The sequence below is a fragment of the Roseovarius confluentis genome, assembly GCF_002917925.1.
Taxonomy (GTDB): Bacteria; Pseudomonadota; Alphaproteobacteria; order Rhodobacterales; family Rhodobacteraceae; genus Roseovarius; species Roseovarius confluentis.
In genome coordinates this window covers 23,195-44,164 of sequence record NZ_PPFE01000009.1, presented here as the reverse complement: position 1 = coordinate 44,164, position 20,970 = coordinate 23,195, and the positions used below count along the sequence as shown (strand labels likewise).

Sequence of the window (20,970 nt, the reverse complement as noted above, 5' to 3'; positions counted from 1 at the left end):
ACATGCCCCTCTCGCAGCGAATCGATGCCGCCGTTCTGCGCGCGCTGGATATGACGCAGGGACAGGAGGCGCCGGCGCAACTATCCGAGGCGCTGGGCTATGCCTGCCTGCCGGGCGGGGCGCGCATTCGACCGACGATCCTGATGTCCGTGGCGACGGCCTGCGGCGACGACCGGCCTGCGTTGAGCGATGCGGCGGCAGCGGCACTGGAGGTGATCCATTGTGCGTCGCTGGTACATGATGATTTGCCCTGTTTCGACGACGCCGAGTTGCGGCGCGGCAAGCCGTCTGTGCATAAGGCTTATTCGCAGCCGCTGGCGGTGCTGACGGGTGACAGCCTGATTATCCTAGCGTTCGATGTTCTGGCGCGGGCCGCCGAAGAGGACCCGGCCCGGGGTCTGCGCCTGATACGGGCGCTGGCAACGCGGACTGGCATGCCCGGGGGGATCTGCGCCGGGCAAGGCTGGGAAAGCGAGCGGGAGGTGGACCTTGCGGCCTATCACCGGTCAAAGACCGCGGCGCTGTTCATCGCGGCGACGGAGATGGGCGCGATTTCGGCGGGGCATGATGCCGAGCCTTGGGGTGACCTCGGAGCGTTGATCGGCGAGGCATTCCAGGTGGCGGACGATCTGCGCGATGCCGTGTTGGACGAAAAGACCCTGGGCAAGCCGGTGGGGCAGGACGACCTGCACGGGCGGCCCAATGCGGTGGCGGAATATGGTGTCGAAGGCGCTGTGGCGCGGCTGAAGGATATCCTGGCGGGGGCGATTGCCTCGATCCCGTCCTGCCCGGGCGAGGCGGCGCTGGCCGAGATGGTGCGGTTGCAAGCGCAGGCGATCATGCCGAAGATGCCCGCCCGATACCGGGTGTAACGCGCCATGGCGGTGCGGGAGCCTGAGATGCGGCGGCGCACCGGCATTGCGGGCTGGTTGAATCGACAGGTCGCCAAACCGGGATTTCAGAATTTCGCCAGCGCCTTGCCGTTCGGCAAGGGTTTGGCGCGCCGCGATGGCGCGGAGATTTTCGATCTTTTGCAGGGGTTCGTGGCCTCCCAGGTGCTGGGTGCGCTGGTGGAGGCCGGGATTCTGCGTGCTCTGCTGGACGGGCCGCGCAGCGCCGACGCGCTGGGGTTTCGCCATGACGTGCCGGCCGACAGGATGGATCAGTTGTTGCGCGCAGGTGCTGCGCTGGGGCTGCTGAAGCGGCGGCGCGGCGGAGCCTATGCACTGGCCCGGAAGGGGGCTGCGATTCTGGGTGTGCCGGGGTTGGAGAACATGATCCGGCACAATGCGGAATTCTATGCCGACATGGCCGATCCCATGGCGCTGTTGCGCGGCGAAAGTGAAACGCGCCTGGCGCGGTTCTGGCCCTACGTGTTCGGCGCCGAGGGCGAGGTCGCGCCGGAAGTGGCAGACAGGTACTCGACTTTGATGGCGGAGAGCCAGGTGCTGGTCGCCCGTGACACGCTGAAGATGTTGCCCTTGAAAGGAGCGCAGACGGTAATGGACGTCGGAGGCGGGTCGGGGGTCTTCCTGTCCGAAGTGCTGCGGCGGAACAAGGCGGCGCGGGGTGTCCTGTTCGATTTGCCCGAGGTGATGCCGCAGGCCGAGGCCCGGGTAGCGCAGTTGGGGCTGCGGAGTCGGATCGATCTGCGAGGCGGCAGCTTCAGGGACGTGGGCTTGCCGGAGGTGGCGGACACGATCTGCCTGATCCGGGTGCTGTACGATCATGCGGACGACACTGTGTCCGACCTGTTGCGCAAGGCGTTCGAGGCCTTGCCGCCTGGCGGACGGTTGATCGTGTCGGAGCCGATGTCGGGTGGCGACACGCCCGAGCGGGCGGGTGACGTTTATTTCGCATTCTACACGATGGCGATGGGCACCGGACGCGTGCGGTCGCAGGCGCGGATTGCCGAGATGTGCCGCGCGGCGGGCTTCGAGGATGTCGCGATGCCGAAACCGATCCGGCCCTTTATCACCACAGCGCTGGCCTGCAGCAAACCCGGCTGACCCCTCGCATGGCGGTGTCAGGCAGCCGATTCGCTGTAAAGTGTAAAGTTTAGTTGACACAAATTGATGTCCGCATAGACTGACATGTAACCGGATCGCGCCTTGCGTTGGCGCGACTCACACAATAACCGGGGGGAGTTCAGACAGTTGGAGACGCGTGCCGTATTCCTGAATGGTCCGAAAGACCTGCACCTGGACACGCTGCCGCTCAAGCAGCCAGGCCCTGCCGATATCGTGGTGGATATTGCCCATTCGGGGATCTCGACCGGCACGGAAAAACTGTTCTGGACCGGTGAGATGCCGCCTTTCCCAGGCTCGGGGTACCCGCTGGTGCCGGGATACGAGGCTGCGGGCGAAGTGGTCGAGGCCGGGTCGGAAAGTGGTTTCAGGACAGGCGAGACGGTGTTCGTGCCGGGGGCGGATTGCTTCGACGGTGCGTTTGGCCTGTTCGGAGGGGCGGCGAGCCGGCTGGTGACGCCTGCCGACAGAGTGACGCGAATCGATTCGACGCTGGGAGCGGAAGGCGCATTGCTGGCCTTGGCAGCGACCGCGCGGCACGCGATGGCCGGATTGGACAAGCGCGTGCCGGAGCTGATTGTCGGGCACGGTGTGCTGGGTCGGCTTCTGGCGCGGCTGACGATTGCCGCCGGAGCGCCGGCGCCCGTGGTTTGGGAAACCGATCCGGCGCGGCGCGGTGGCGCGGCCGGCTACGAGGTCGTCGCACCGGATGCGGATGAGCGTCGCGACTACCGTGCGATTTACGATGCCTCGGGCAATGCGAGCATTCTGAACGATTTGATCGGACGGCTGACGAAAGGCGGCGAGATCGTGCTGGCGGGGTTCTATCCCGGCGGCCTGAGCTTTGCCTTTCCGCCCGCCTTCATGCGCGAGGCGCGGTTGCGCATCGCCGCGGAATGGGCGCGCGAGGACCTCGCCGCCGTGGGTGCGCTGCTGGACAGCGGCGCGCTGAGCCTGGGTGGCCTGATCACCCATAGCGCCCCGGCCACTGAGGCCGAGGACGCATATCGGACGGCCTTCGAGGAGGCCGGCTGTTTGAAAATGATACTCAACTGGAAGGACGCCGCGTGAAGGACGACATCCCCAATTTGAAGGATTTCGACAAACGCCTGCGGGACGAGGCCGGCGCGGAGCCGAGCCTGGAAGTGCCACAGGGCGAGCCCACCAGCAAAACGCAGATCATCGCGATCTATGGCAAGGGGGGGATCGGCAAGTCGTTCACCCTGGCCAACCTGAGCCACATGATGGCCGAACAGGGCAAGCGGGTGCTGCTGATCGGGTGCGACCCGAAATCGGACACGACCAGCCTGCTGTTCGGCGGCAAGGCGTGTCCGACGATCATCGAGACTTCAACCAAGAAGAACCTTGCCGGCGAGCAGGTGAAGATCGGCGACGTGTGTTTCAAGCGCGGCGGTGTCTTCGCCATGGAGCTGGGTGGCCCGGAAGTGGGCCGTGGCTGTGGTGGCCGGGGCATCATCCACGGGTTCGAACTGCTGGAGAAGCTCGGCTTCCATGACTGGGATTTCGACTATGTCCTGCTGGATTTCCTGGGCGACGTGGTTTGCGGGGGCTTCGGCCTGCCGATTGCCCGCGACATGGCGCAGAAGGTGATCCTCGTGGCGTCGAACGACCTGCAATCGCTGTACGTGGCCAACAACGTCTGCTCGGCGGTGGAGTATTTCCGCAAGCTGGGCGGCAACGTCGGCGTCGCGGGGCTGGTGGTCAACAAGGACGACCATTCGGGCGAGGCGCAGGCCTTTGCCGAAGCGGTGGACATCCCCGTGCTGGCCGCGATCCCGCAGGATGACGATTTGCGCAAGAAATCGGCAAATTACCAGATCGTCGGCACCGAAAAGAGCCAGTGGGGCAGCCTGTTTGCCGGTCTGGCCGAAGCGGTGTCGCTGGCCCCGCCGGTGCGTCCTGCGCCGCTGGACCAGGACGGATTGCTGGGGCTCTTCGACGAGTCCGAGACGGGCGGCAGCGTCACGCTGGAGCCTGCAACGGACGAGGACATGCGGGGCAAGAACGCCGCGCCGAAGGAAAGCCTGGAGGTGGTCTATGACGACGCCTGAACAGAGCACCACGAAACGCCTGATCGAGGCCTGCCGGATGATCGCCGAAGCGCGGCCGGAGCAGATCAGACGGTTGTTGAAAGATATCGCGTCTTCGGACGGTCCGGAAAGGCATGCATGACGGATGAAGTCACATATGACGACGCCGGAAAGGCGGGGGTCATCCGCGGGAAGGCGCGTGAGGACGCGCCGGAGCTGACGGGCGACCCGGGCCTTGGATGCCATTCCGGCAACGAGATGGAGAAAGCCGCGCGCATGGCCGGGCAGAGCGATCTGCTGGATCAATATGCGAGCGACTATCCGCAAGGTCCACACGACAAGCCGCAAAGCATGTGTCCCGCTTTCGGCAGCTTGCGCGTGGGCCTGCGGATGAAACGGGTGGCCACCGTGCTGAGCGGCTCGGCCTGTTGTGTGTACGGCCTGACCTTCGTGAGCCATTTCTACGGCGCGCGGCGGTCGGTGGGCTATGTGCCGTTCAATTCCGAGACGCTGGTGACCGGCAAGCTTTTCGAGGACATCCGCGACTCTGTGCACGAGTTGGCTGATCCGGACCGTTTTGATGCAGTCGTGGTAACGAACCTTTGCGTGCCGACGGCGAGCGGCGTGCCGCTGCGGCTGTTGCCGAAGGAAATCAACGGCGTGCGGATCGTCGGCATCGACGTGCCGGGCTTCGGCATTCCGACCCATGCGGAGGCCAAGGATGTTTTGGCCGGGGCGATGCTGAACTACGCACGGCAAGAGGTCGAGGCCGGGCCTGTCGCCGCCCCTGACGGGGGCGTCTCCGACAGGCCGACAGTGACCTTGCTGGGCGAGATGTTCCCGGCCGACCCGGTGATGATCGGTCAGATGCTGGCGCCCATGGGGCTGGCCGCGGGGCCGGTCGTGCCGTGCCGGGAGTGGCGGGAGCTTTATGCTGCGCTGGATTGTGGCGCGGTGGCGGCGATCCATCCGTTTTACACCGCCGCCGTGCGCGAATTCGAGGCCGCCGGGCGGCCCGTCGTGGGCAGCGCGCCTGTCGGACGGGACGGGACGGCGGCGTGGCTCAGCGCGATTGGCGATGCCTTTGACGTGCCTGCCGACAAGGTGGCGCAGGCGCAGAATGCGTTCCTGCCGGCGATCGAGGCGGCCTTGGGCGCCAAGAAGATCGACGGAACCATCACCCTGTCGGGCTATGAGGGAAGCGAATTGTTGGTGGCCCGCCTGCTGATCGAGAGCGGGGCGGATGTGCCTTACGTGGGCACGGCCTGTGCCAAGAGCCCGTGGTCGGCGGAGGATGCCGCCTGGCTGGAAAGCAAAGGCACCAAGGTGCAGTACCGCGCGTCGCTGGAAAACGATTGCGCGGCGATGGAAGCCATCAAGCCGGACCTGGCCATCGGCACGACGCCGGTCGTGCAGAAGGCCAAGGAGTTGGGCGTTCCGGGGCTTTACTTCACCAACCTGATTTCCGCGCGGCCCCTGATGGGGCCGGCCGGGGCCGGAAGCCTGGCGGAGGTGGTCAACGCGGCCATCGCCAACAAGGGGCGGATGGACCGGATGCGCGAGTTTTTCGAGGGCGTGGGCAGCGGCGATACCGCCGGGGTCTGGGAAGGCCAGCCCAACGTACGCGAGGATTTCCGGGCGACGAACCAGAAGAAACTGGAAAAAGCCGCGCGGGCCAAAAAAGCGCAGGAGATGATATGAGGGGCATTTTGTTCACAAAATCCCCTCGGTGGGCGGAAGCGAGCGGCGACGCCGATTGCGTGCCCACCCCGTGGAGCATTTCTGGCGAAGAGGTCCCGGATCAAGTCCGGGACGGCGAGGAAAATCCCGCCGCGCGCCGTGGATCATTCCGGGTGCAGAGGTCCCGGATCAAGTCCGGGACGGCGATGGGGTGCGTGCCCACACCATGGAGCATTCTGGCGCCCATGGCTGGGTGGAACCCTGCACTACGGGAGGGCGGGTCATGTTGATCCAGGATCATGATCGCGCGGGAGGATACTGGGGGGCGGTCTATGCCTTCTGTGCCGTGAAGGGCTTGCAGGTGGTGATCGATGGCCCGGTGGGCTGCGAGAACCTGCCGGTGACGTCCGTGCTCCATTACACCGACGCGTTGCCGCCGCATGAGTTGCCCATCGTGGTGACAGGCCTGGGCGAAGAAGAGCTGGGCCGGGAAGGTACGGAAGGCGCGATGAAGCGGGCCTGGGGCACGCTCGACCCGGCGTTGCCGGCGGTCGTGGTCACGGGATCCATTGCCGAGATGATCGGCGGGGGCGTGACGCCGCAGGGCACCAGCATCCAGCGGTTCCTGCCGCGGACCATCGACGAGGATCAGTGGGAAGCCGCCGACCGAGCGATGACCTGGATCTTCACCGAGTTCGGGATGACCAAGGGCCGGATGCCGCCCGAGAAGAAGCGCGCGGAGGATGCCAAGCCTCGAGTCAATATCCTTGGGCCGATGTATGGCACCTTCAACATGCCCAGTGATCTGGCCGAGATCCGGCGGCTGGTCGAGGGGATCGGGGCCGAGGTCAACATGGTGATGCCGCTTGGCGCGCACCTGGCCGAGATGAGGGATCTGGTGAATGCCGATGTGAACATTTGCATGTATCGCGAGTTCGGCAGGGGGCTGTGCGAAGTGCTGGACAAGCCGTACCTGCAAGCGCCGATCGGCGTGGACAGCACGACGAAATTCCTGCGCAAGCTGGGCGAATTGCTGGAGCTGGACGCCGAGTCCTTCATCGAGCGCGAGAGGCATTCGACGATCAAGCCCGTGTGGGACCTGTGGCGCTCGGTGACGCAGGATTTCTTTGCCACGGCCAGTTTCGGGATCGTTGCGAACGAGACCTACGCGCGGGGCATCCGCAACTTCCTGGAAAACGACATGGGGCTGCCCTGCGGGTTTGCCGTGGCGCGCTGTGCGGGGACCAAGACCAACAACGAGGAAGTGCGGTCGCTGGTGCACAACAAGCGCCCGCTGATCCTGATGGGGTCGATCAACGAAAAGATGTACCTGGCCGAGATGAGCGCAGGGCACGGGCCGAAGCCTGCCTTTATCCCGGCGAGTTTTCCGGGTGCCGCGATCCGGCGGGCCACGGGCACGCCCTTCATGGGATATGCCGGGGCGACCTATTTGATCCAGGAAGTGTGCAATGGCCTGTTCGATGCGCTGTTTCACATCCTGCCGCTGGGCTCCGAAATGGATGCGGGGGCCGCCACGCCGACGCCGCTGCGCCGGGATTTCCCGTGGGACGCAGATGCGCAGGCCGAGCTGAACCGGATCGTGGAAAGCCATCCGGTGCTGACCAGAATTTCCGCTGCCAAGACGCTGCGCGATGCCGCCGAGGAGGCCGCCCTGAGGGAGGGCGCCGAGCGGGTCGTGCTGGAAACCGTGAAAGCCCTTTCGCCCGTGGCCCAAGCCGCCACGGCAGATGTCCAAGAGGAGGACAACAACCATGACTGACATGACGTCCAACCCGCCGAGACGCAGCACCACGGGACGCCGCAGAACCGCGGAGTTCTGGGTGTACTTCACGCTGATCTTCTTTTGTGCGGTGCCGTTCACGACGTTCCGCTGGGTCCGCGATATCGCGGAGCGCCACACGCTGAACGTGCGCGGTCCGCTGGCGCGCGCCTGGTCCGAGGCGGACCGGATCACGCCGCTGATTTTCTCGGTCTGAGGCATGGTGCCCAGACCGAAACCCGAGCTGTATCCGCCCGACTGGGCGAGCAGACCTTCAAGGGCCCGCAAGGCCCTTGGGGAACCCGGCCGCGGGGTTCGCGGCGTCAGCATAACGTTCCGGAGGAAAGTTCATGGCTGATAACACCGACCTGTCCTTTACAGGTCTTACCGACGAGCAAGCCCAGGAGTTGCATTCGGTGTATATGAGCGGCCTTACGCTGTTCACACTGGTTGCGGTCATCGCGCACATCGCGACGTACATCTGGGCTCCTTGGTTCTGAGGAAGGAAAGAAAATGTCGAAGTTCTACAAGATCTGGCTCATTTTCGATCCGCGCCGCGTGTTCGTAGCACAAGGCGCATTCCTGTTCCTTTTGGCCGTCATGATCCACCTGGTGGTTCTGTCGAACGGCGTCAACTGGTTCGAGAATGCAGCAGCGTCCCGCGCTGCAGCGTCCGAGTGATCCAAGACAATCGTCAAACCTCGTTGCGGGCGGGTCCGCCCGCCCGCAACAAACCGAACAAAGAGTGACGGCCGGGCAAGACTGGCCGGCCGAAAACGCGGAGAGAAACAATGGCGTTGCTCAGCTTTGAGAGAAAATACCGGGTCCGCGGGGGGACACTGATCGGAGGCGACCTGTTCGACTTCTGGGTCGGGCCGTTCTACGTGGGCTTTTTCGGCGTGCTGGGCGCGTTCTTTGCGCTTCTTGGCACCATCCTGATCTTCTGGGGGGCGGCCCACCAGGGCACGTGGAACCCCTGGCTGATCAACATCGCGCCGCCCGACCTGTCCTACGGCCTGGGCGCGGCCCCGCTGATGGAGGGCGGCCTATGGCAGATCATCACGATCTGCGCGATCGGCGCCTTCAGTTGCTGGGCGCTGCGCGAGGTAGAGATCTGCCGCAAGCTGGGCATCGGGTATCACGTCCCCTTCGCCTTTAGCTTTGCGATCTTCGCCTATGTCACGCTGGTCGTGTTCCGCCCTGTCCTGATGGGCGCGTGGGGGCATGGCTTCCCGTACGGTATATTCAGTCACCTCGACTGGGTCAGCAACACCGGCTACGCGTACCTGCATTTCCATTACAACCCGGCGCACATGCTGGCGGTGACGTTCTTCTTCACCACCACGCTGGCCCTGGCGCTGCATGGCGGTCTGATCCTGTCGGCGGCCAACCCCGAGAAGGGCGAGGTCATGAAGACGCCGGACCACGAGGACACGTTTTTCCGGGATTTCATCGGCTACTCGGTCGGCACGCTGGGCATCCACCGCGTCGGCCTGTTGCTGGCGCTGAACGCGGGCTTCTGGTCGGCGATCTGCATTATCATCAGCGGCCCGGTCTGGACCAAGGGCTGGCCCGAGTGGTGGAACTGGTGGCTCGAGCTGCCGGTCTGGCCGTCGCAGATGGGGGTATAAGAGATGATCGAGTATCAGAACATATTCACGCAGGTCCAAGTCCGGGGAAACCCAGAATGGGGCATGGACAACGACAACCACATGATGGACGAGCGCGGGTTCAAGCCGCGGTTCAGCAACCTGGTGGGCTGGATCGGCAACGCTCAGATCGGCCCGATCTACCTGGGCTGGACGGGGCTGGTAAGCCTCGTGACCTTCATCCTGGCGCTGAACATCGTCGGCTTCAACATGCTGGCGCAGGTCAACTGGTCGATCCCGGAGTTTCTGCGGCAGGGCTTCTGGCTGGCGCTGGAGCCGCCGGGGCCGGAGCATGGCCTGTCGATCCCGCCGCTGAATGACGGGGGCTGGTTCATCATTGCCAGCTTCCTGCTGCTGGTCAGTGTCATGACATGGCTTATCCGCAGCTACCTGCTGGCGGCGCAGCACAAGATGGGCAAGCACGTCTTCTGGGCTTTTGCGAGTGCGATCTGGCTGATGCTGGTGCTGAACCTCTTCCGTCCGATCCTGATGGGATCGTGGAGCGAGGCGGTGCCTTACGGCATCTTCCCGCACCTTGACTGGACCACGGCGTTCTCGATCCGGTACGGCAACCTCTACTACAACCCGTTCCACTGCCTGAGCATCGTATTCCTGTACGGTTCGACGCTGCTGTTCGCCATGCACGGCGCGACCATCCTGGCCGTCACGCGCTATGGCGGCGACCGCGAGTTGGAGCAGATCGTCGACCGGGGCACGGCCACGGAACGCGCGGCGCTGTTCTGGCGCTGGACCATGGGCTTCAACGCCACGATGGAGGGCATCCACCGCTGGGCGTGGTGGTTCGCGGTTCTGACGCCGATCACCGGCGGGATCGGCATTCTGCTGACCGGTACGGTCGTGGACAACTGGTTCATCTGGGCGCAGGAGCACAACTTTGCACCGGCTTATGATGGCTCTTACGGCTACGAGGCTTACGGGTCTTACGAAGCCTTTATCGGCAAGGAGGACTGAGCCATGCTACCGAACTGGTTCAACAAGTGGAACGCCGACAACCCCACGAACATCTATGGCCCCGCGATTGCCATCGGGGTCGTGGGGGGCGCGGTCCTGGTGGCGGCTTGGTTGGTTTCTGCCAATCAGTCCAGCGCCGTGGACAGCCTTCAGACCGGCCCGCGTGGCACTGGCATGTCCGTGCCCGAGTTCAAGTCCGACCTCGGCGAACCCGATCCGGGCATTGCTGGCTACATGGCCACGCGCTCGGACCCTGTGGTGCCGCAAGGCGGAGAGGAGCTGGCCGGCGATGCGCGTGAGAACGTGCCGCCGGGGCTGGAAGGCCTGACGGTCGAGAACTACGACCGGCTTCTGGCCGCGATGCGGCAGTGGACGGGTATTCCCAACCTCTTCGAGGACATGGACAGCTACCAGACCTCGGTGGGCTATACCATGATCGGCATGACCCAGAACCTGAACGAGAACTGGGACGGGCATGTCAACGCCAACAAGGAAGTCGGCGTGACCTGTTATACCTGCCACCGCGGCCAGCCCGTGCCGAGCGATATCTGGTTCGACATCAGCCCGGTCAACGAGCGGGTCGAAGGCTGGGGGGCCGTGCAGAACCGGGTGACGCCGTTGTCGAGCTATACCTCGCTGCCGTCGGACGCGTTGCAGACCTACCTGGTGGATGGTGAATCCATCAAGGTGCACGATCTGGACAGCCGCGTGGCCGGTGTGCCGGGTGTCGATGGCTACCCCGGCATCCAGCACGCGGAACGCACCTACGCCTTGATGAACTACATCTCGAACTCGCTGGGGGTGAACTGTGTGTTCTGTCACAACAGCCGCGCCTTCTATGACGGGGCGCAGGTGACGCCGCAATGGGCGACCGAGACGCTGGGCATCCAGATGGTGCAGGAGTTGAACAACGACTACCTGATCCCGATTGCGGGGCTGCTGCCCGAAAGCCGGCTGGGGCCGACGAACGGTGACGCGCCCAAGGCGGCGTGCCGGACGTGCCACAAGGGCTATCAGCAGCCGCTTCAGGGCACGAACGTCATCAAGGACTGGCCGGAATTGGCCACGTCCTCGGGCGAGCCTGACTACGGCGAATAAGGAAAAGGGGTCGGGCGGCGCGATGTCGCCCGAACCTTTGAACACAGCGCTGCTTGCAGCCCCTGTTGCGGGCCGCGCCGGATCTCATCTTGAGGGGGGTGCGATGCAACAGACCACACCAAACACACCAATACTTGACCGCGTGGCGGGGCCACAGGACCTGCGGCAGATGCCCGACGAGGATTTGGCGGCGCTGGCCGACGAACTTCGTGCCGAAGTGATTTCCGCGGTTTCCGAAACGGGTGGGCATCTCGGGTCGTCGCTGGGCGTCGTGGAACTGGCCGTGGCGATCCATTCGGTGTTCAACACGCCAATGGACAAGCTGGTCTGGGATGTGGGCCATCAATGCTATCCCCACAAGATCCTGACCGGGCGGCGGGACCGCATCCGGACCCTGCGGCAGAAGGATGGTCTGAGCGGTTTCACCAAGCGTAAGGAAAGCGAGTTCGATCCGTTCGGGGCGGCGCACAGCTCGACCTCGATCAGTGCGGCGCTGGGGTTCACCGTGGGGCGCGACATGGGGCGGCCCACGGGCGATGCGATTGCCGTGATCGGCGACGGGTCGATCAGTGCGGGCATGGCCTATGAGGCGATGAACAACGCGGGTGCCGAGGGGCGGAGAATGTTCGTGATCCTGAATGACAACGAGATGAGCATCGCGCCGCCCGTGGGGGCGATGTCGTCCTACCTGAGCGGGCTCTACGCGAATGAGCCGCTGGCGCGGGTCAAGAGCCTCGCCGAGGGGTTCGAGGCGGCGCTGCCCGCGCCGATGCGCGAAGGTGCGAAGCGGGCGCGGCAGCTTGTGACGGGCGTGAGTCAGTCCGGGACGCTGTTCGAGGAGCTGGGGTTTGAATATGTGGGCCCGATCAACGGTCATGACATGGGGCAATTGCTGCCGGTGCTGCGCGCGGCACGGACGCGGGCGACGGGGCCGGTGCTGATCCATGTCTGCACCGTGAAGGGCAAGGGATACGCGCCCGCCGAGACCAGCGCGGATTGCGGGCACGGGGTGTCGAAGTTCGACCCCGAGACCGGCGTGCAGGCCAAGAAATCGGGCGGCGCGCCGTCCTATACCTCGGTCTTCGGCAAGGCGCTGACCGAGGAGGCGGCGCGCGATCCGAATATCGTGGCGGTGACAGCGGCGATGCCGTCTGGCACGGGCGTGAACATCATGGCCGAGCGATTTCCCAGCCGCGTGTTCGACGTCGGCATCGCCGAACAGCACGCCGTGACCTTTGCCGCCGGAATGGCAGCGAGTGGGCTGCGGCCGTTCTGCGCGATCTATTCGACCTTCCTGCAACGCGGCTATGACCAGGTGGTGCATGACGTGGCCTTGCAAGGCCTGCCGGTGCGGTTTGCGATTGACCGGGCTGGGTTGGTGGGGGCTGACGGGCCGACCCATGCAGGTGCATTCGATGTCGGGTATCTCGGTGCCTTGCCGGGGATGGTCTGCATGGCCGCTGCCGACGAGGCGGAGCTGACCCACATGGTCGCCACGGCGGCGGCGCATGACGAGGGGCCGATCGCCTTTCGTTATCCGCGGGGGGCGGGGACGGGGGTCGACCTGCCGGAGCGGGGCGACGTTCTGGAAATTGGCAAGGGCCGCGTCCTGCAAGACGGCGACGACGTGACGATCCTGTCTTACGGCGCGCATCTGGCGGAATGCCGGGCGGCGGCGCAGGCGTTGGAGGCCGAGGGCCTGTCGGTGACGCTGGCCGACGCGCGCTTTGCCAAGCCGCTGGACATGGATCTGATCCGGCAGTTGGCGCGGCATCACCGGGCATTGATCACGGTGGAAGAGGGCGCGATGGCCGGATTCGGCGCGATGGTGCTGCAGGCGCTGGCTGCCGAAGGCGCGTTCGACCGGGGACTGGCGGTGCGCACGATGCATTTGCCGGACCGCTATATCGACCAGGCAAGCCCCGAGGACATGTATGCCAATGCGGGCCTGACGGCGGCCGATATCGCCGTGACCGCGCGCGCGGCCGTGGGCCGGGCGGCGGAGATTGTCACGCTGAACGCCGTAGGCTGACGCGCTTTCGGACGTCTTTGGGTCGAGGGTCCGGCGATGATCGCCGGAACAAACCGGCTGCCATTCCGTTGATTCAGTGAATTGCGAAGCGGCCACGCCGGTCGTGGCGTTTTGCCTTGAAGCGAGTAACCCGAAAGGCATTCATCATGACATCGACGGACATGATCGACGGCCCCGACACGGCCCGTTCCAAAAGCGAGGGGGGTGAAAAGACCGCGTCGCTGTACCGGATGGTGATGCCGGGGCATTTGTGTCCCTTCGGGCTGAAGTCACTGTCCATGCTGAAACGGCGCGGATACCAGATTGACGACAATCCCCTGACTACGCGCGAGGAAACCGACGCGTTCATGGAGGCGCACGGGGTGGAGACGACGCCGCAAACCTTTATCGACGGCAAGCGGATCGGCGGGTACAGCGAACTGAAAGCGCATTTCGGCTATCGCGTGATGGGCGAAGACGACACGACCTACATGCCCGTCATCGCGATCTTCGCCAGTACTGCGCTGATGGCGCTGGCGATCGTGTTGAACCTCTATGACGGCTTTCCGCTGCTGACATGGTTGAAATGGTTCTTTGCGAGCTCAATGGTGGTTCTGGCCATCCAGAAGCTTCAGGATGTCGAAGGCTTCGTGAATGGCTTTCTGGGCTATGATCTGCTGGCGCAGCGATACGTGCCTTATGGCTATGCCTATCCCTTTGCCGAGCTTTACGCGGGCGTGGGCATGATGGCGCTGATCGGTACGGGCAGCGCGCTGATCTGGCTGGTCGCGCCTGTGGCGATCTTGATCGGGTCTGTCGGTGGGTGGAGCGTGTTCAAGGCCGTCTATATCGACAAGCGCGAGTTGACCTGTGCCTGCGTCGGTGGCGGATCGAACGTCCCCTTGGGGTTCATTTCGCTGACCGAAAACCTGGTGATGCTGGGCATGGGGATCTGGATGCTGGCCGGCCAGGTGGCCGGCTAGCAGGTGTCAGGCCTGCGCGGTCCAGTGACCCGGCTGCGATTGCACGATGCCATGATCATCGACGGAAATTCTTGTGGTCGTACCTGTCTCGACAGTTTCGACTTCGTAGGTGTCTTCTGAAATGCGCCGGAAAACGAGATGAAGCGGGGTAAGCTTTTCGGTTGCCATGTCCAGCCGTGCCGCGATGATTTCGGACTGCGCCCCAGTGTCGAGGGCAAGACGGCGGATTGGCAGGGTAAAGCTCGCCGGCGTGAAGTCGAGGAGGATATCGGTGGCGCCCTGGATGCCGGGCATCGGGGCGTCGTTCAACGTCCAGCTGCCGTCCTTCTTGTGGCGCAGATTCAGGCGGGATTTCTTGCCGATGCGGACGCGCCGGGTGGTGCCATCGGCACGGGCGCGGATGCGGTATCGAAGAACGGTACCGTCCGCGTCGGTCGAGGATCCGTCGATCAGATATCCGCCCTCGGCATCAGCGAACCGGCAGGCGTCATTGCCCTTGCCGTCTTCGCGCAGCCAGAGAATTGCATGTGCCCCTGCGATCATGACGCTCTCTCCTGTTTTGAGTGTATCCTAGCATGATGCGTGCAACGCGGCACGAAAAAGGCCGCCCTCCAAGGCGGCCTTTTCGAATGCGGGATGGTGGATCAGCTTTCGGGACCGACCGAGGCGAGATAGGCCCAGATATCACCGGCGTCCTCTTCCTTGCGCAGCTTGAAGGTCATTTTCCCGCGACCGTCTTCGCCGGTGTATTCTTTCAACCACGGCGTCGGGTCCTGCACGTAGCCGGTAAAGCTTTCCTGGTCCCATTCGAGACCTGCTTCGCCGGCGGCGACCACGAGGTCGGAATAATTGAAATCCTCGACCGAGCCTGCGGTGCGACCGGCGAGGCCATAAAGGTTTGGGCCGACCTGGCCGCCCTTGACGATGGTTTCACCCGCGTCGTCGATGACCATGTGGCAGGCCTTGCACTGGCGAAAGGCTTTTTCGCCGGCTTCGGCGTCACCGTCCTGGGCCAAGGCGGGGGCGGCAAGACTGGCAAGGGCGATGGCTGTAACGTGGATCTTCATTGAGTCCTCCATACGTTTGGCTGTCTGTATGACATAGCTGATATCAGGCCAAATCAACCGACATCTTCTCAACCTTGCGGCGGGTTTGAAGGTTCCGCATGTTGACGGATTGCCGCAGCGAAATTCAGGCAACGGCGTGGGCTATCGCGCACTGCTTCCACAGGACGCCGAGCGCTTCGACAAGGTGGTCGATATCGTCGTAGCTGTGCAGCGGGCCGGGGGTGAAACGCAGCCGTTCGGTGCCCTTGGGCACGGTTGGATAGTTGATCGGCTGCACGTAGATGCCCCAGTCCTGCATCAGGATGTCTGCCAGCATCCGGCACTTGACCGGGTCCTTGATCATCACTGGGATGATGTGGCTGGCATTGTCCATGTGCGGGATGCCGCGCTTGTCGAGCTGGGCCCGCAGGTAGGCGACTCGGTCGCGTTGCGCGTCACGTTCGGCGCGGCTTTGCTTGAGATGCGCGACGCTGGCTTGCGCTGCCGCGGCCACGGCCGGGGGCAGGGCGGTGGTGAAAATGAACCCCGAGGAAAAGCTGCGGACGAAATCGCACATCGCGGCCGAGCCGGTGATGTAGCCGCCCATGCAGCCATAGGCCTTGCCCAGCGTGCCCTCGATCAGGGTGATGCGGTCGGCCAGACCTTCGCGCTCGCTGACACCGCCGCCGCGCGGGCCGTAGAGGCCCACGGCATGAACTTCGTCGAGATAGGTCATGGCGCCGTGTTTCTCGGCCACTTCGACGATTTCCTGCATCGGGCAGATGTCACCATCCATGGAATAAACGCTCTCGAATGCCACGATCTTGGGCGCGTTGGCTGGCAGCGTGGCCAGTTGCCGGTCGAGGTCTTCGGGGTCGTTGTGCTTCCAGATGCGTTTCTGTGCGCGGGAGTGGCGGATGCCCTCGATCATCGAGGCGTGGTTGAGCTCGTCCGAGAGGATCACCGCGTCGGGCAGGCGCGCGCCAAGCGTGCCGAGCGCGGCCCAGTTGGACACGTAGCCGGAGGTGAAGAGCAGGGCACTTTCCTTGCCGTGCAGATTGGCCAATTCGTGTTCGAGTGCCACGTGATACTTGTTGGTGCCCGATATGTTGCGGGTGCCGCCGGCGCCGGTACCGCACTGGTCGATGGCGTCCTTCATCACTTGGCGAATTTCGTCGTTCTGGCCCATTCCCAGATAGTCGTTGGAGCACCAGACCGTGACCTCGTCGGGGGTGTCGGCGTCATGGCTGCGCGCCCGGGGGAAATCACCGCAGCGGCGTTCGAGTTCGGCGAAGATGCGGTAGTTGCCCTCTTCCTTGAGTGCGCCGAGCTGCGCGTTGAACATGGCATCAAAATCCATGGGATCCCTCCGGTCTTGTATTTTTGTCTTGTGTCGGTTTGGGCGCGGGAAGCATCCAGCGCCAGAGCTTGGCATCGGGCAATGGCAGCACCATCAGCCAATGTTCGAGAAGCGCGAGGCCGGCGATCGCCGACAGAAGCGCGAAGCCCACCACGTCGAATGCGGATTGGGCCGCGTAGAGCCGTTCCAGCCAGCAGGCCACGGCGAAGGTCAGGGCCGACACGGAGATCGGGAAGACCCAGTTGAGCCGCTGGATGCGGAAATGGCTGGCGAGGTGGCCAAGCGCCTCGGGCAGGAATTCGGTGTTGATGCGCGGCACGCCGAAATAGAGGTTCAGCTTGGCCGAGATGCGCGCGAAGTAGAGGATTGTGAAGGTCCAGAGGCCAAACGTGTTCACCGACCCGGCGGCGTGCAGCCACATCGCGACGAAGATCAGCGTCAGCAGGGTTTCGTGATAGGCCACGGTACCCCAGGCGCGGATGAAGCGTTCCCATTCCGGCAGGCCGTCGGGACAGGCGCGCAGGTTGGGGCCGGTGATCATGCCCGTCAGGAACGTGAGTTCCACCCAGCCCCAGATCGCCAGCGCCGCGAGGAACGCGCCATAGGCGGCAAGCGTCGTGTCCATCGACAGGGTCGCCTGGAATCCCCAGAGGCCAAGAGCCAGCAAGGGCAGCGACGACAGCAGGCAGATCATGCGGGCGTTTCCGCCGGCCCGGTCGGCATGGCGCACCACCATCAGGATCGCCCCGGTGGAGAACCACCAGATAAAGAGGGCCGCAAGGGCCGCGATCCAGGGCGAGGTCAGCATCGGGTCGCCCGGTCCCGGGTCTGACCCGGGACCTCTGCCGGCACGAGGCCCCGGATCAAATCCGGGGCGGGTCGTGCGATATGGCGAGGGCCGGTCATCAGTAGGCCGGCTCCAGCCGCACGTTTTCCGGCACCTTGTGCGACTTGGACGGGATCAGCACCAGCCGCACGAAGGCCGTGCCTGCACGGGCCTGCGCCGACAGACGCTTCACGAAGCCCATCGGGCCGCCCTGTTTGCGCGCGGCGTCGAGGTCTACGTTGGCCTTTTGCAGTTTCTCCAGGAGCGGCTGCCATTTCGGGCTTTCGATATCCAGGGTGATCGGGAAGATCTGCTTGGTCAGCGTGGATGTCTTGGTGAATACCTCGTGCGCGTACCAGTCGGGATCGACGCCGAGTGCCTTATGAAAAGCCGGGCGCTGGTGGTCGCGGACATACATCGTCGCGTAGACCGCCGTGAGGAAGAACTTGATCCAATAAACGTTCTTGCCGCTTGTCAGCTTGGGGTCGGTCTTCATCAGCAGGGCGAAGGCCTCACCATGGCTGAACTCGTCGTTGCACCATTCGCGGAACCACTTGAAGATCGGGTGGAAGCGATGCTCGGGGTTGGCCTCGAGGTGGCGGTAGATGGTGATGTACCGCGCGTAGCCGATCTTTTCCGAAAGGTAGGTGGCATAGTAGATGAACTTGGGGCGGAAGTAGGTGTATTTCTTTTTTTGCGTCAGGAAGCCCAGGTTCACGCGCAGCCCTGCCTCGCGCAGGGCGTCGTTGATGAAGCCGGCGTGCCGGGCCTCGTCACGCGCCATCAACTGGAAAAGCTGCGTAATGTCCTTGTTGTTGCCGCGGCGCTTCATCTCCTTGTAGAGGACGCAGCCCGAGAACTCGGCGGTGCAAGATGAGATCAGGAAGTCGATGAATTCCTTTTTCAGGGCGGGGTCCATCCCCTCCCAATCGACATGGTCCCAATCCTCGTTCTTCTTGAAGTGGCCCTTGTTGGGGTCGGCCTGCATCTGGTCGATCAGCTTGTCCCATTCGGCGCGCACCGGGCTGACGTCGATGGCGTCAAGCTCGTCGAAATCGGTGGTGTAGAACCGCGGCGTGAGCAATGTGTTGGACATCGCCGTCTCGGTCGCCATTTCATCGTTGTACTGGCGATCCTGCGCTTCGGCGATCGCGAGCCCCTCTTCAACGGTGGTGGCGTCGGCGGTGTGCTTTCCGGTGTGGGCGTTCATAGCGTGACCTCCTCTGAGAAGGAAAACTCGCACAGCTCCATTACCTCGAAATCACCCGTGAGGCGGGTCCAGAGCTGTTCCAGTTTGCTGGCGCGAACGATGGTGGCCTCGCGCTCCTCGCTGACCACCTCGCCGAAGGGCGCCATGATCTCGGGGCCGTGGACCTTTACCTCGTCGCCGGGGTGGATCACCGCCCCGTTGTTGAACCGCACATGCGCGTGCAGCGATTCAAAGCAATGCGATACTTCGACCGTGCAGGGCGCCCTTTCTATGTCTTTGGTCAGCCATCCCATTTTGGCGTCTCCTTTTGCTATTGTGCCAAAAGCCTTGCAAAGGCCTTGGCGTTGTCGATGCCGAACCCCATGAGGTCGGCACTCCAGCCCGTGGACGGGTCGTGGATCGCGATGCGTCCTTTGTCGTAGCGGACGAGTGTCAGCGGGCCTGCCAGGGCCACGCGGTGTTTGGTGCGCTCGCGCTGGATCACCCTCCAGACGCCCGAGATGAACCCGCCCTCTTTCGGGTTCAGGTCGGCGATGAGCGTGCCGTCGAGGTCGGTCACGGTGGCGCTGCCGGACATGTCGCCCGACAGGTTGAAGGTGCGTTCATGCGTGATGGTACCGGTGGGCGGCGTATAGGTGACCGGCTGGCCCGACAGGCGCGACCAGCTGACCAGCGCCAGAACGATCAGCACGAAGGTGCAGACCGCGAAGACCAGCGCGCGCGGGACGAGTTCCTTGTCATGTCCGTCGCGGTCGTTTGCGTGGATGTGGTCGATCTGGGCCATGTCGTGTCAGGTCCTTGTCATTCCGCCGGCACGGCGCCTGGGGCGATGTCGTCCGCGCCGGTGTCGGTTTCGGCCGGTATACGGGCCAGTTTTGGTGCATTGACCTGCGCCTCGGCCGTCTCGGCAATGAGGCGCGCGATGCGGGCGGCGTCGTCGATAGCGCGCAGCGCGGGCTGCGGCTTGCGCACGTGCCAGGGCCGCACATGAGGCCAGCAGGTCAGGTAGCTGAGCGGCGGCGGGTCCATCAGGTCGAGCGCGATGGTGCCGTTGCCCGAGCGGCGCAGCGCCAGATCGGCGCTGGCGATCCGGCTGAAGGGCAGGTTGAGCGTGACGGTCAGCGCCGCGCCGACGCGCATCGCCACGCGTCGGTTGGTGATGGTGTAGACGGTGGCGCGGGCCTGCACATAGCCGATCAGAAGCAGGAGTGCCGCAGCCACCGCGCCGATGACCAGGAAAGGGAAGGACACCCGGAACGCATGTGCCATGCCAACCTGATCGAATAGGGTGACGAAGCGCCAGGCAAAGAGGACGACGAAATAGCCCACCACCCAGTATAGGTTGAGCGACTGCACCGTGAGCGCCCACCAGTTGGGCCGGCCCTGCCACAGAATCTGCTCGCCCTCGGGCGGGCGTTCGGGCAGGCCCGGCACCGGTTCCACGTGAAAGTCGTCATGGGGCATCGTCGTCTCCTCCGTCGGTCCGGTTGTCTCAGCCCAGCTTGGGGTTGAGGCGGGCGTCGTCGGCATAGATCGTGCCGCCGCCGTAATAGGCCGAGATCTTGTCTTCCTCGAGCTTGGTCACCTGGTTGGGCGAGGCGTGTTGCGGCACGCCGGCAAAGTGCTTGCCGTAGAGCTTCAGCACCTTGACGTGGTTGCTCTTGATCCGCGTCAGGGTCATCGGCACCAGTCGCTTGCCGCCGCCGCGATCGCCGTCGAGTTCGATTTCGAGATAGCGGACCAGTTGCTCAGGCTCATCGACCCAGAGATCGGTGATCATGCCCACGACCTCGCCGTCGCCGGCCATGACAGGCAGGCCGCGCGGGTCACGGCCCGCGGCCACGTGGAAGTGTTCGTTGGCCGACATCGGCACGATCTTGGGGTGGCCGTGACCGTCAAGTTCCGGCACGTCCTCGCGGTTGGCCCAGGAGGCCGGGCCGACGCCATCGGCAAGCGGGTCGCCCGTGGGTTCGAACGGAAAGCCGTTGCCCGCAGCGGTTTTTTGCAGCGCCACGTTCTGCCGGTCGGGGCGCTGGCCCGACGGAACGGTCAGTTCGCCCCGGCCATGAGGCAGGATGAAGGTCTTGTCGCCCGGGATCGGGAAGGGACCCTGGTTGGCGGACAGGTTGCCGTCATCATCTTCCAGGGGGTAGCCCTCGCGCATGTTCTCGCGCTGGATGTAGATGATCAGCCCGGCGAAGAAGATCCAGAACAGCCAGATCGAAAGACTGGCTAGATCGAAGTTGGCGAAGAAAGCGTTACTCATGGCATATCCTT

General features: G+C 64.1%; 24 protein-coding genes. 15 read left to right on the top strand and 9 right to left on the bottom strand.

From position 1 onward, the window contains the following. Positions 1 to 2 precede the first annotated feature (2 nt). The 15 genes from C2I35_RS17395 to C2I35_RS17330 all read left to right on the top strand — a co-directional run bounded on the left by C2I35_RS17395 (position 3) and on the right by C2I35_RS17330 (position 14,251). Positions 3 to 872 (top strand): polyprenyl synthetase family protein, encoded by an 870-nt coding sequence (locus tag C2I35_RS17395; RefSeq protein ID WP_103764432.1) that lies wholly within the window; start codon positions 3 to 5, stop codon positions 870 to 872. Positions 873 to 899: 27 nt separating this feature from the next. Beyond that, positions 900 to 2,009, top strand: a complete 1,110-nt coding sequence (locus C2I35_RS17390; RefSeq protein ID WP_245890531.1) for a methyltransferase — start codon at positions 900 to 902, stop codon at positions 2,007 to 2,009. Between the two features lie 147 nt (positions 2,010 to 2,156). After that, positions 2,157 to 3,098, top strand: a complete 942-nt coding sequence (bchC, locus tag C2I35_RS17385; RefSeq protein ID WP_103764327.1) for a chlorophyll synthesis pathway protein BchC — start codon at positions 2,157 to 2,159, stop codon at positions 3,096 to 3,098. Next, on the top strand, positions 3,095 to 4,099 hold the full coding sequence (locus C2I35_RS17380; RefSeq protein WP_103764326.1) for a chlorophyllide a reductase iron protein subunit X: 1,005 nt from the start codon (positions 3,095 to 3,097) through the stop codon (positions 4,097 to 4,099). Before bchC ends, C2I35_RS17380 begins: the two co-directional genes overlap by 4 nt. Beyond that, positions 4,086 to 4,220 (top strand): hypothetical protein, encoded by a 135-nt coding sequence (locus C2I35_RS22660; protein ID WP_274593557.1) that lies wholly within the window; start codon positions 4,086 to 4,088, stop codon positions 4,218 to 4,220. The genes C2I35_RS17380 and C2I35_RS22660 overlap by 14 nt, the downstream gene beginning before the upstream one ends. Further along, positions 4,217 to 5,779 (top strand): chlorophyllide a reductase subunit Y, encoded by a 1,563-nt coding sequence (gene bchY / locus C2I35_RS17375; RefSeq protein ID WP_103764325.1) that lies wholly within the window; start codon positions 4,217 to 4,219, stop codon positions 5,777 to 5,779. Before C2I35_RS22660 ends, bchY begins: the two co-directional genes overlap by 4 nt. Positions 5,780 to 6,041: 262 nt before the next feature. Next, positions 6,042 to 7,538: a chlorophyllide a reductase subunit Z gene (gene bchZ / locus C2I35_RS17370; protein ID WP_103764324.1), complete on the top strand. Its 1,497-nt coding sequence runs from the start codon at positions 6,042 to 6,044 to the stop codon at positions 7,536 to 7,538. Then, positions 7,531 to 7,755 (top strand): cytochrome PufQ, encoded by a 225-nt coding sequence (pufQ, locus tag C2I35_RS17365; protein WP_057794646.1) that lies wholly within the window; start codon positions 7,531 to 7,533, stop codon positions 7,753 to 7,755. Before bchZ ends, pufQ begins: the two co-directional genes overlap by 8 nt. A gap of 133 nt (positions 7,756 to 7,888) precedes the next feature. Continuing rightward, the gene (gene pufB / locus C2I35_RS17360; protein WP_057794645.1) at positions 7,889 to 8,038 is read left to right on the top strand and encodes a light-harvesting antenna LH1, beta subunit; all 150 of its coding nucleotides are present in this window, start codon (positions 7,889 to 7,891) and stop codon (positions 8,036 to 8,038) included. A gap of 13 nt (positions 8,039 to 8,051) precedes the next feature. Beyond that, on the top strand, positions 8,052 to 8,219 hold the full coding sequence (gene pufA / locus C2I35_RS17355; protein WP_057794643.1) for a light-harvesting antenna LH1, alpha subunit: 168 nt from the start codon (positions 8,052 to 8,054) through the stop codon (positions 8,217 to 8,219). 110 nt (positions 8,220 to 8,329) lie between these two features. Next, a complete protein-coding gene (gene pufL, locus C2I35_RS17350) occupies positions 8,330 to 9,169 on the top strand; it encodes a photosynthetic reaction center subunit L (protein WP_103764323.1) in 840 nt (279 codons plus the stop codon). A gap of 3 nt (positions 9,170 to 9,172) precedes the next feature. Then, entirely contained in the window at positions 9,173 to 10,159 is a 987-nt protein-coding gene (gene pufM / locus C2I35_RS17345) for a photosynthetic reaction center subunit M (protein ID WP_103764322.1), read from the top strand. 3 nt (positions 10,160 to 10,162) lie between these two features. Continuing rightward, entirely contained in the window at positions 10,163 to 11,257 is a 1,095-nt protein-coding gene (pufC, locus tag C2I35_RS17340; RefSeq protein ID WP_103764321.1) for a photosynthetic reaction center cytochrome PufC, read from the top strand. Positions 11,258 to 11,360: 103 nt separating this feature from the next. Further along, entirely contained in the window at positions 11,361 to 13,289 is a 1,929-nt protein-coding gene (gene dxs, locus C2I35_RS17335) for a 1-deoxy-D-xylulose-5-phosphate synthase (RefSeq protein ID WP_103764320.1), read from the top strand. 161 nt (positions 13,290 to 13,450) lie between these two features. Continuing rightward, positions 13,451 to 14,251, top strand: coding sequence for a MauE/DoxX family redox-associated membrane protein (locus tag C2I35_RS17330; protein WP_211286176.1), 801 nt, complete (start codon positions 13,451 to 13,453; stop codon positions 14,249 to 14,251). A 6-nt stretch (positions 14,252 to 14,257) separates the two neighbouring features. Here the strand turns inward: C2I35_RS17330 and C2I35_RS17325 are convergent, their stop codons facing one another. From C2I35_RS17325 to puhA, 9 genes are all read right to left on the bottom strand, one after another. Beyond that, on the bottom strand, positions 14,258 to 14,794 hold the full coding sequence (locus C2I35_RS17325) for a putative glycolipid-binding domain-containing protein (protein WP_103764319.1): 537 nt from the start codon (positions 14,792 to 14,794) through the stop codon (positions 14,258 to 14,260). Positions 14,795 to 14,895: 101 nt separating this feature from the next. Beyond that, on the bottom strand, positions 14,896 to 15,318 hold the full coding sequence (locus C2I35_RS17320) for a c-type cytochrome (protein ID WP_103764430.1): 423 nt from the start codon (positions 15,316 to 15,318) through the stop codon (positions 14,896 to 14,898). A 124-nt stretch (positions 15,319 to 15,442) separates the two neighbouring features. Beyond that, on the bottom strand, positions 15,443 to 16,657 hold the full coding sequence (gene hemA / locus C2I35_RS17315; protein ID WP_103764318.1) for a 5-aminolevulinate synthase: 1,215 nt from the start codon (positions 16,655 to 16,657) through the stop codon (positions 15,443 to 15,445). Then, positions 16,647 to 17,465 carry a putative photosynthetic complex assembly protein PuhE gene (gene puhE / locus C2I35_RS17310; protein WP_103764317.1) on the bottom strand — a complete coding sequence of 273 codons (819 nt, stop codon included), beginning with the start codon at positions 17,463 to 17,465 and terminating at the stop codon, positions 16,647 to 16,649. Before puhE ends, hemA begins: the two co-directional genes overlap by 11 nt. 97 nt (positions 17,466 to 17,562) lie before the next feature. Continuing rightward, complete coding sequence (acsF, locus tag C2I35_RS17305) at positions 17,563 to 18,693, bottom strand: magnesium-protoporphyrin IX monomethyl ester (oxidative) cyclase (RefSeq protein WP_103764316.1); 1,131 nt, start codon at positions 18,691 to 18,693, stop codon at positions 17,563 to 17,565. After that, a complete protein-coding gene (locus C2I35_RS17300) occupies positions 18,690 to 18,986 on the bottom strand; it encodes an O2-dependent cyclase accessory protein (protein WP_103764315.1) in 297 nt (98 codons plus the stop codon). Before C2I35_RS17300 ends, acsF begins: the two co-directional genes overlap by 4 nt. Before the next feature lie 17 nt (positions 18,987 to 19,003). Next, on the bottom strand, positions 19,004 to 19,477 hold the full coding sequence (puhC, locus tag C2I35_RS17295) for a photosynthetic complex assembly protein PuhC (protein WP_103764314.1): 474 nt from the start codon (positions 19,475 to 19,477) through the stop codon (positions 19,004 to 19,006). A 17-nt stretch (positions 19,478 to 19,494) separates the two neighbouring features. Continuing rightward, the gene (gene puhB, locus C2I35_RS17290) at positions 19,495 to 20,157 is read right to left on the bottom strand and encodes a photosynthetic complex putative assembly protein PuhB (protein ID WP_103764429.1); all 663 of its coding nucleotides are present in this window, start codon (positions 20,155 to 20,157) and stop codon (positions 19,495 to 19,497) included. A gap of 28 nt (positions 20,158 to 20,185) precedes the next feature. Further along, positions 20,186 to 20,959, bottom strand: coding sequence for a photosynthetic reaction center subunit H (gene puhA, locus C2I35_RS17285; protein ID WP_103764313.1), 774 nt, complete (start codon positions 20,957 to 20,959; stop codon positions 20,186 to 20,188). Positions 20,960 to 20,970 lie beyond the last annotated feature (11 nt).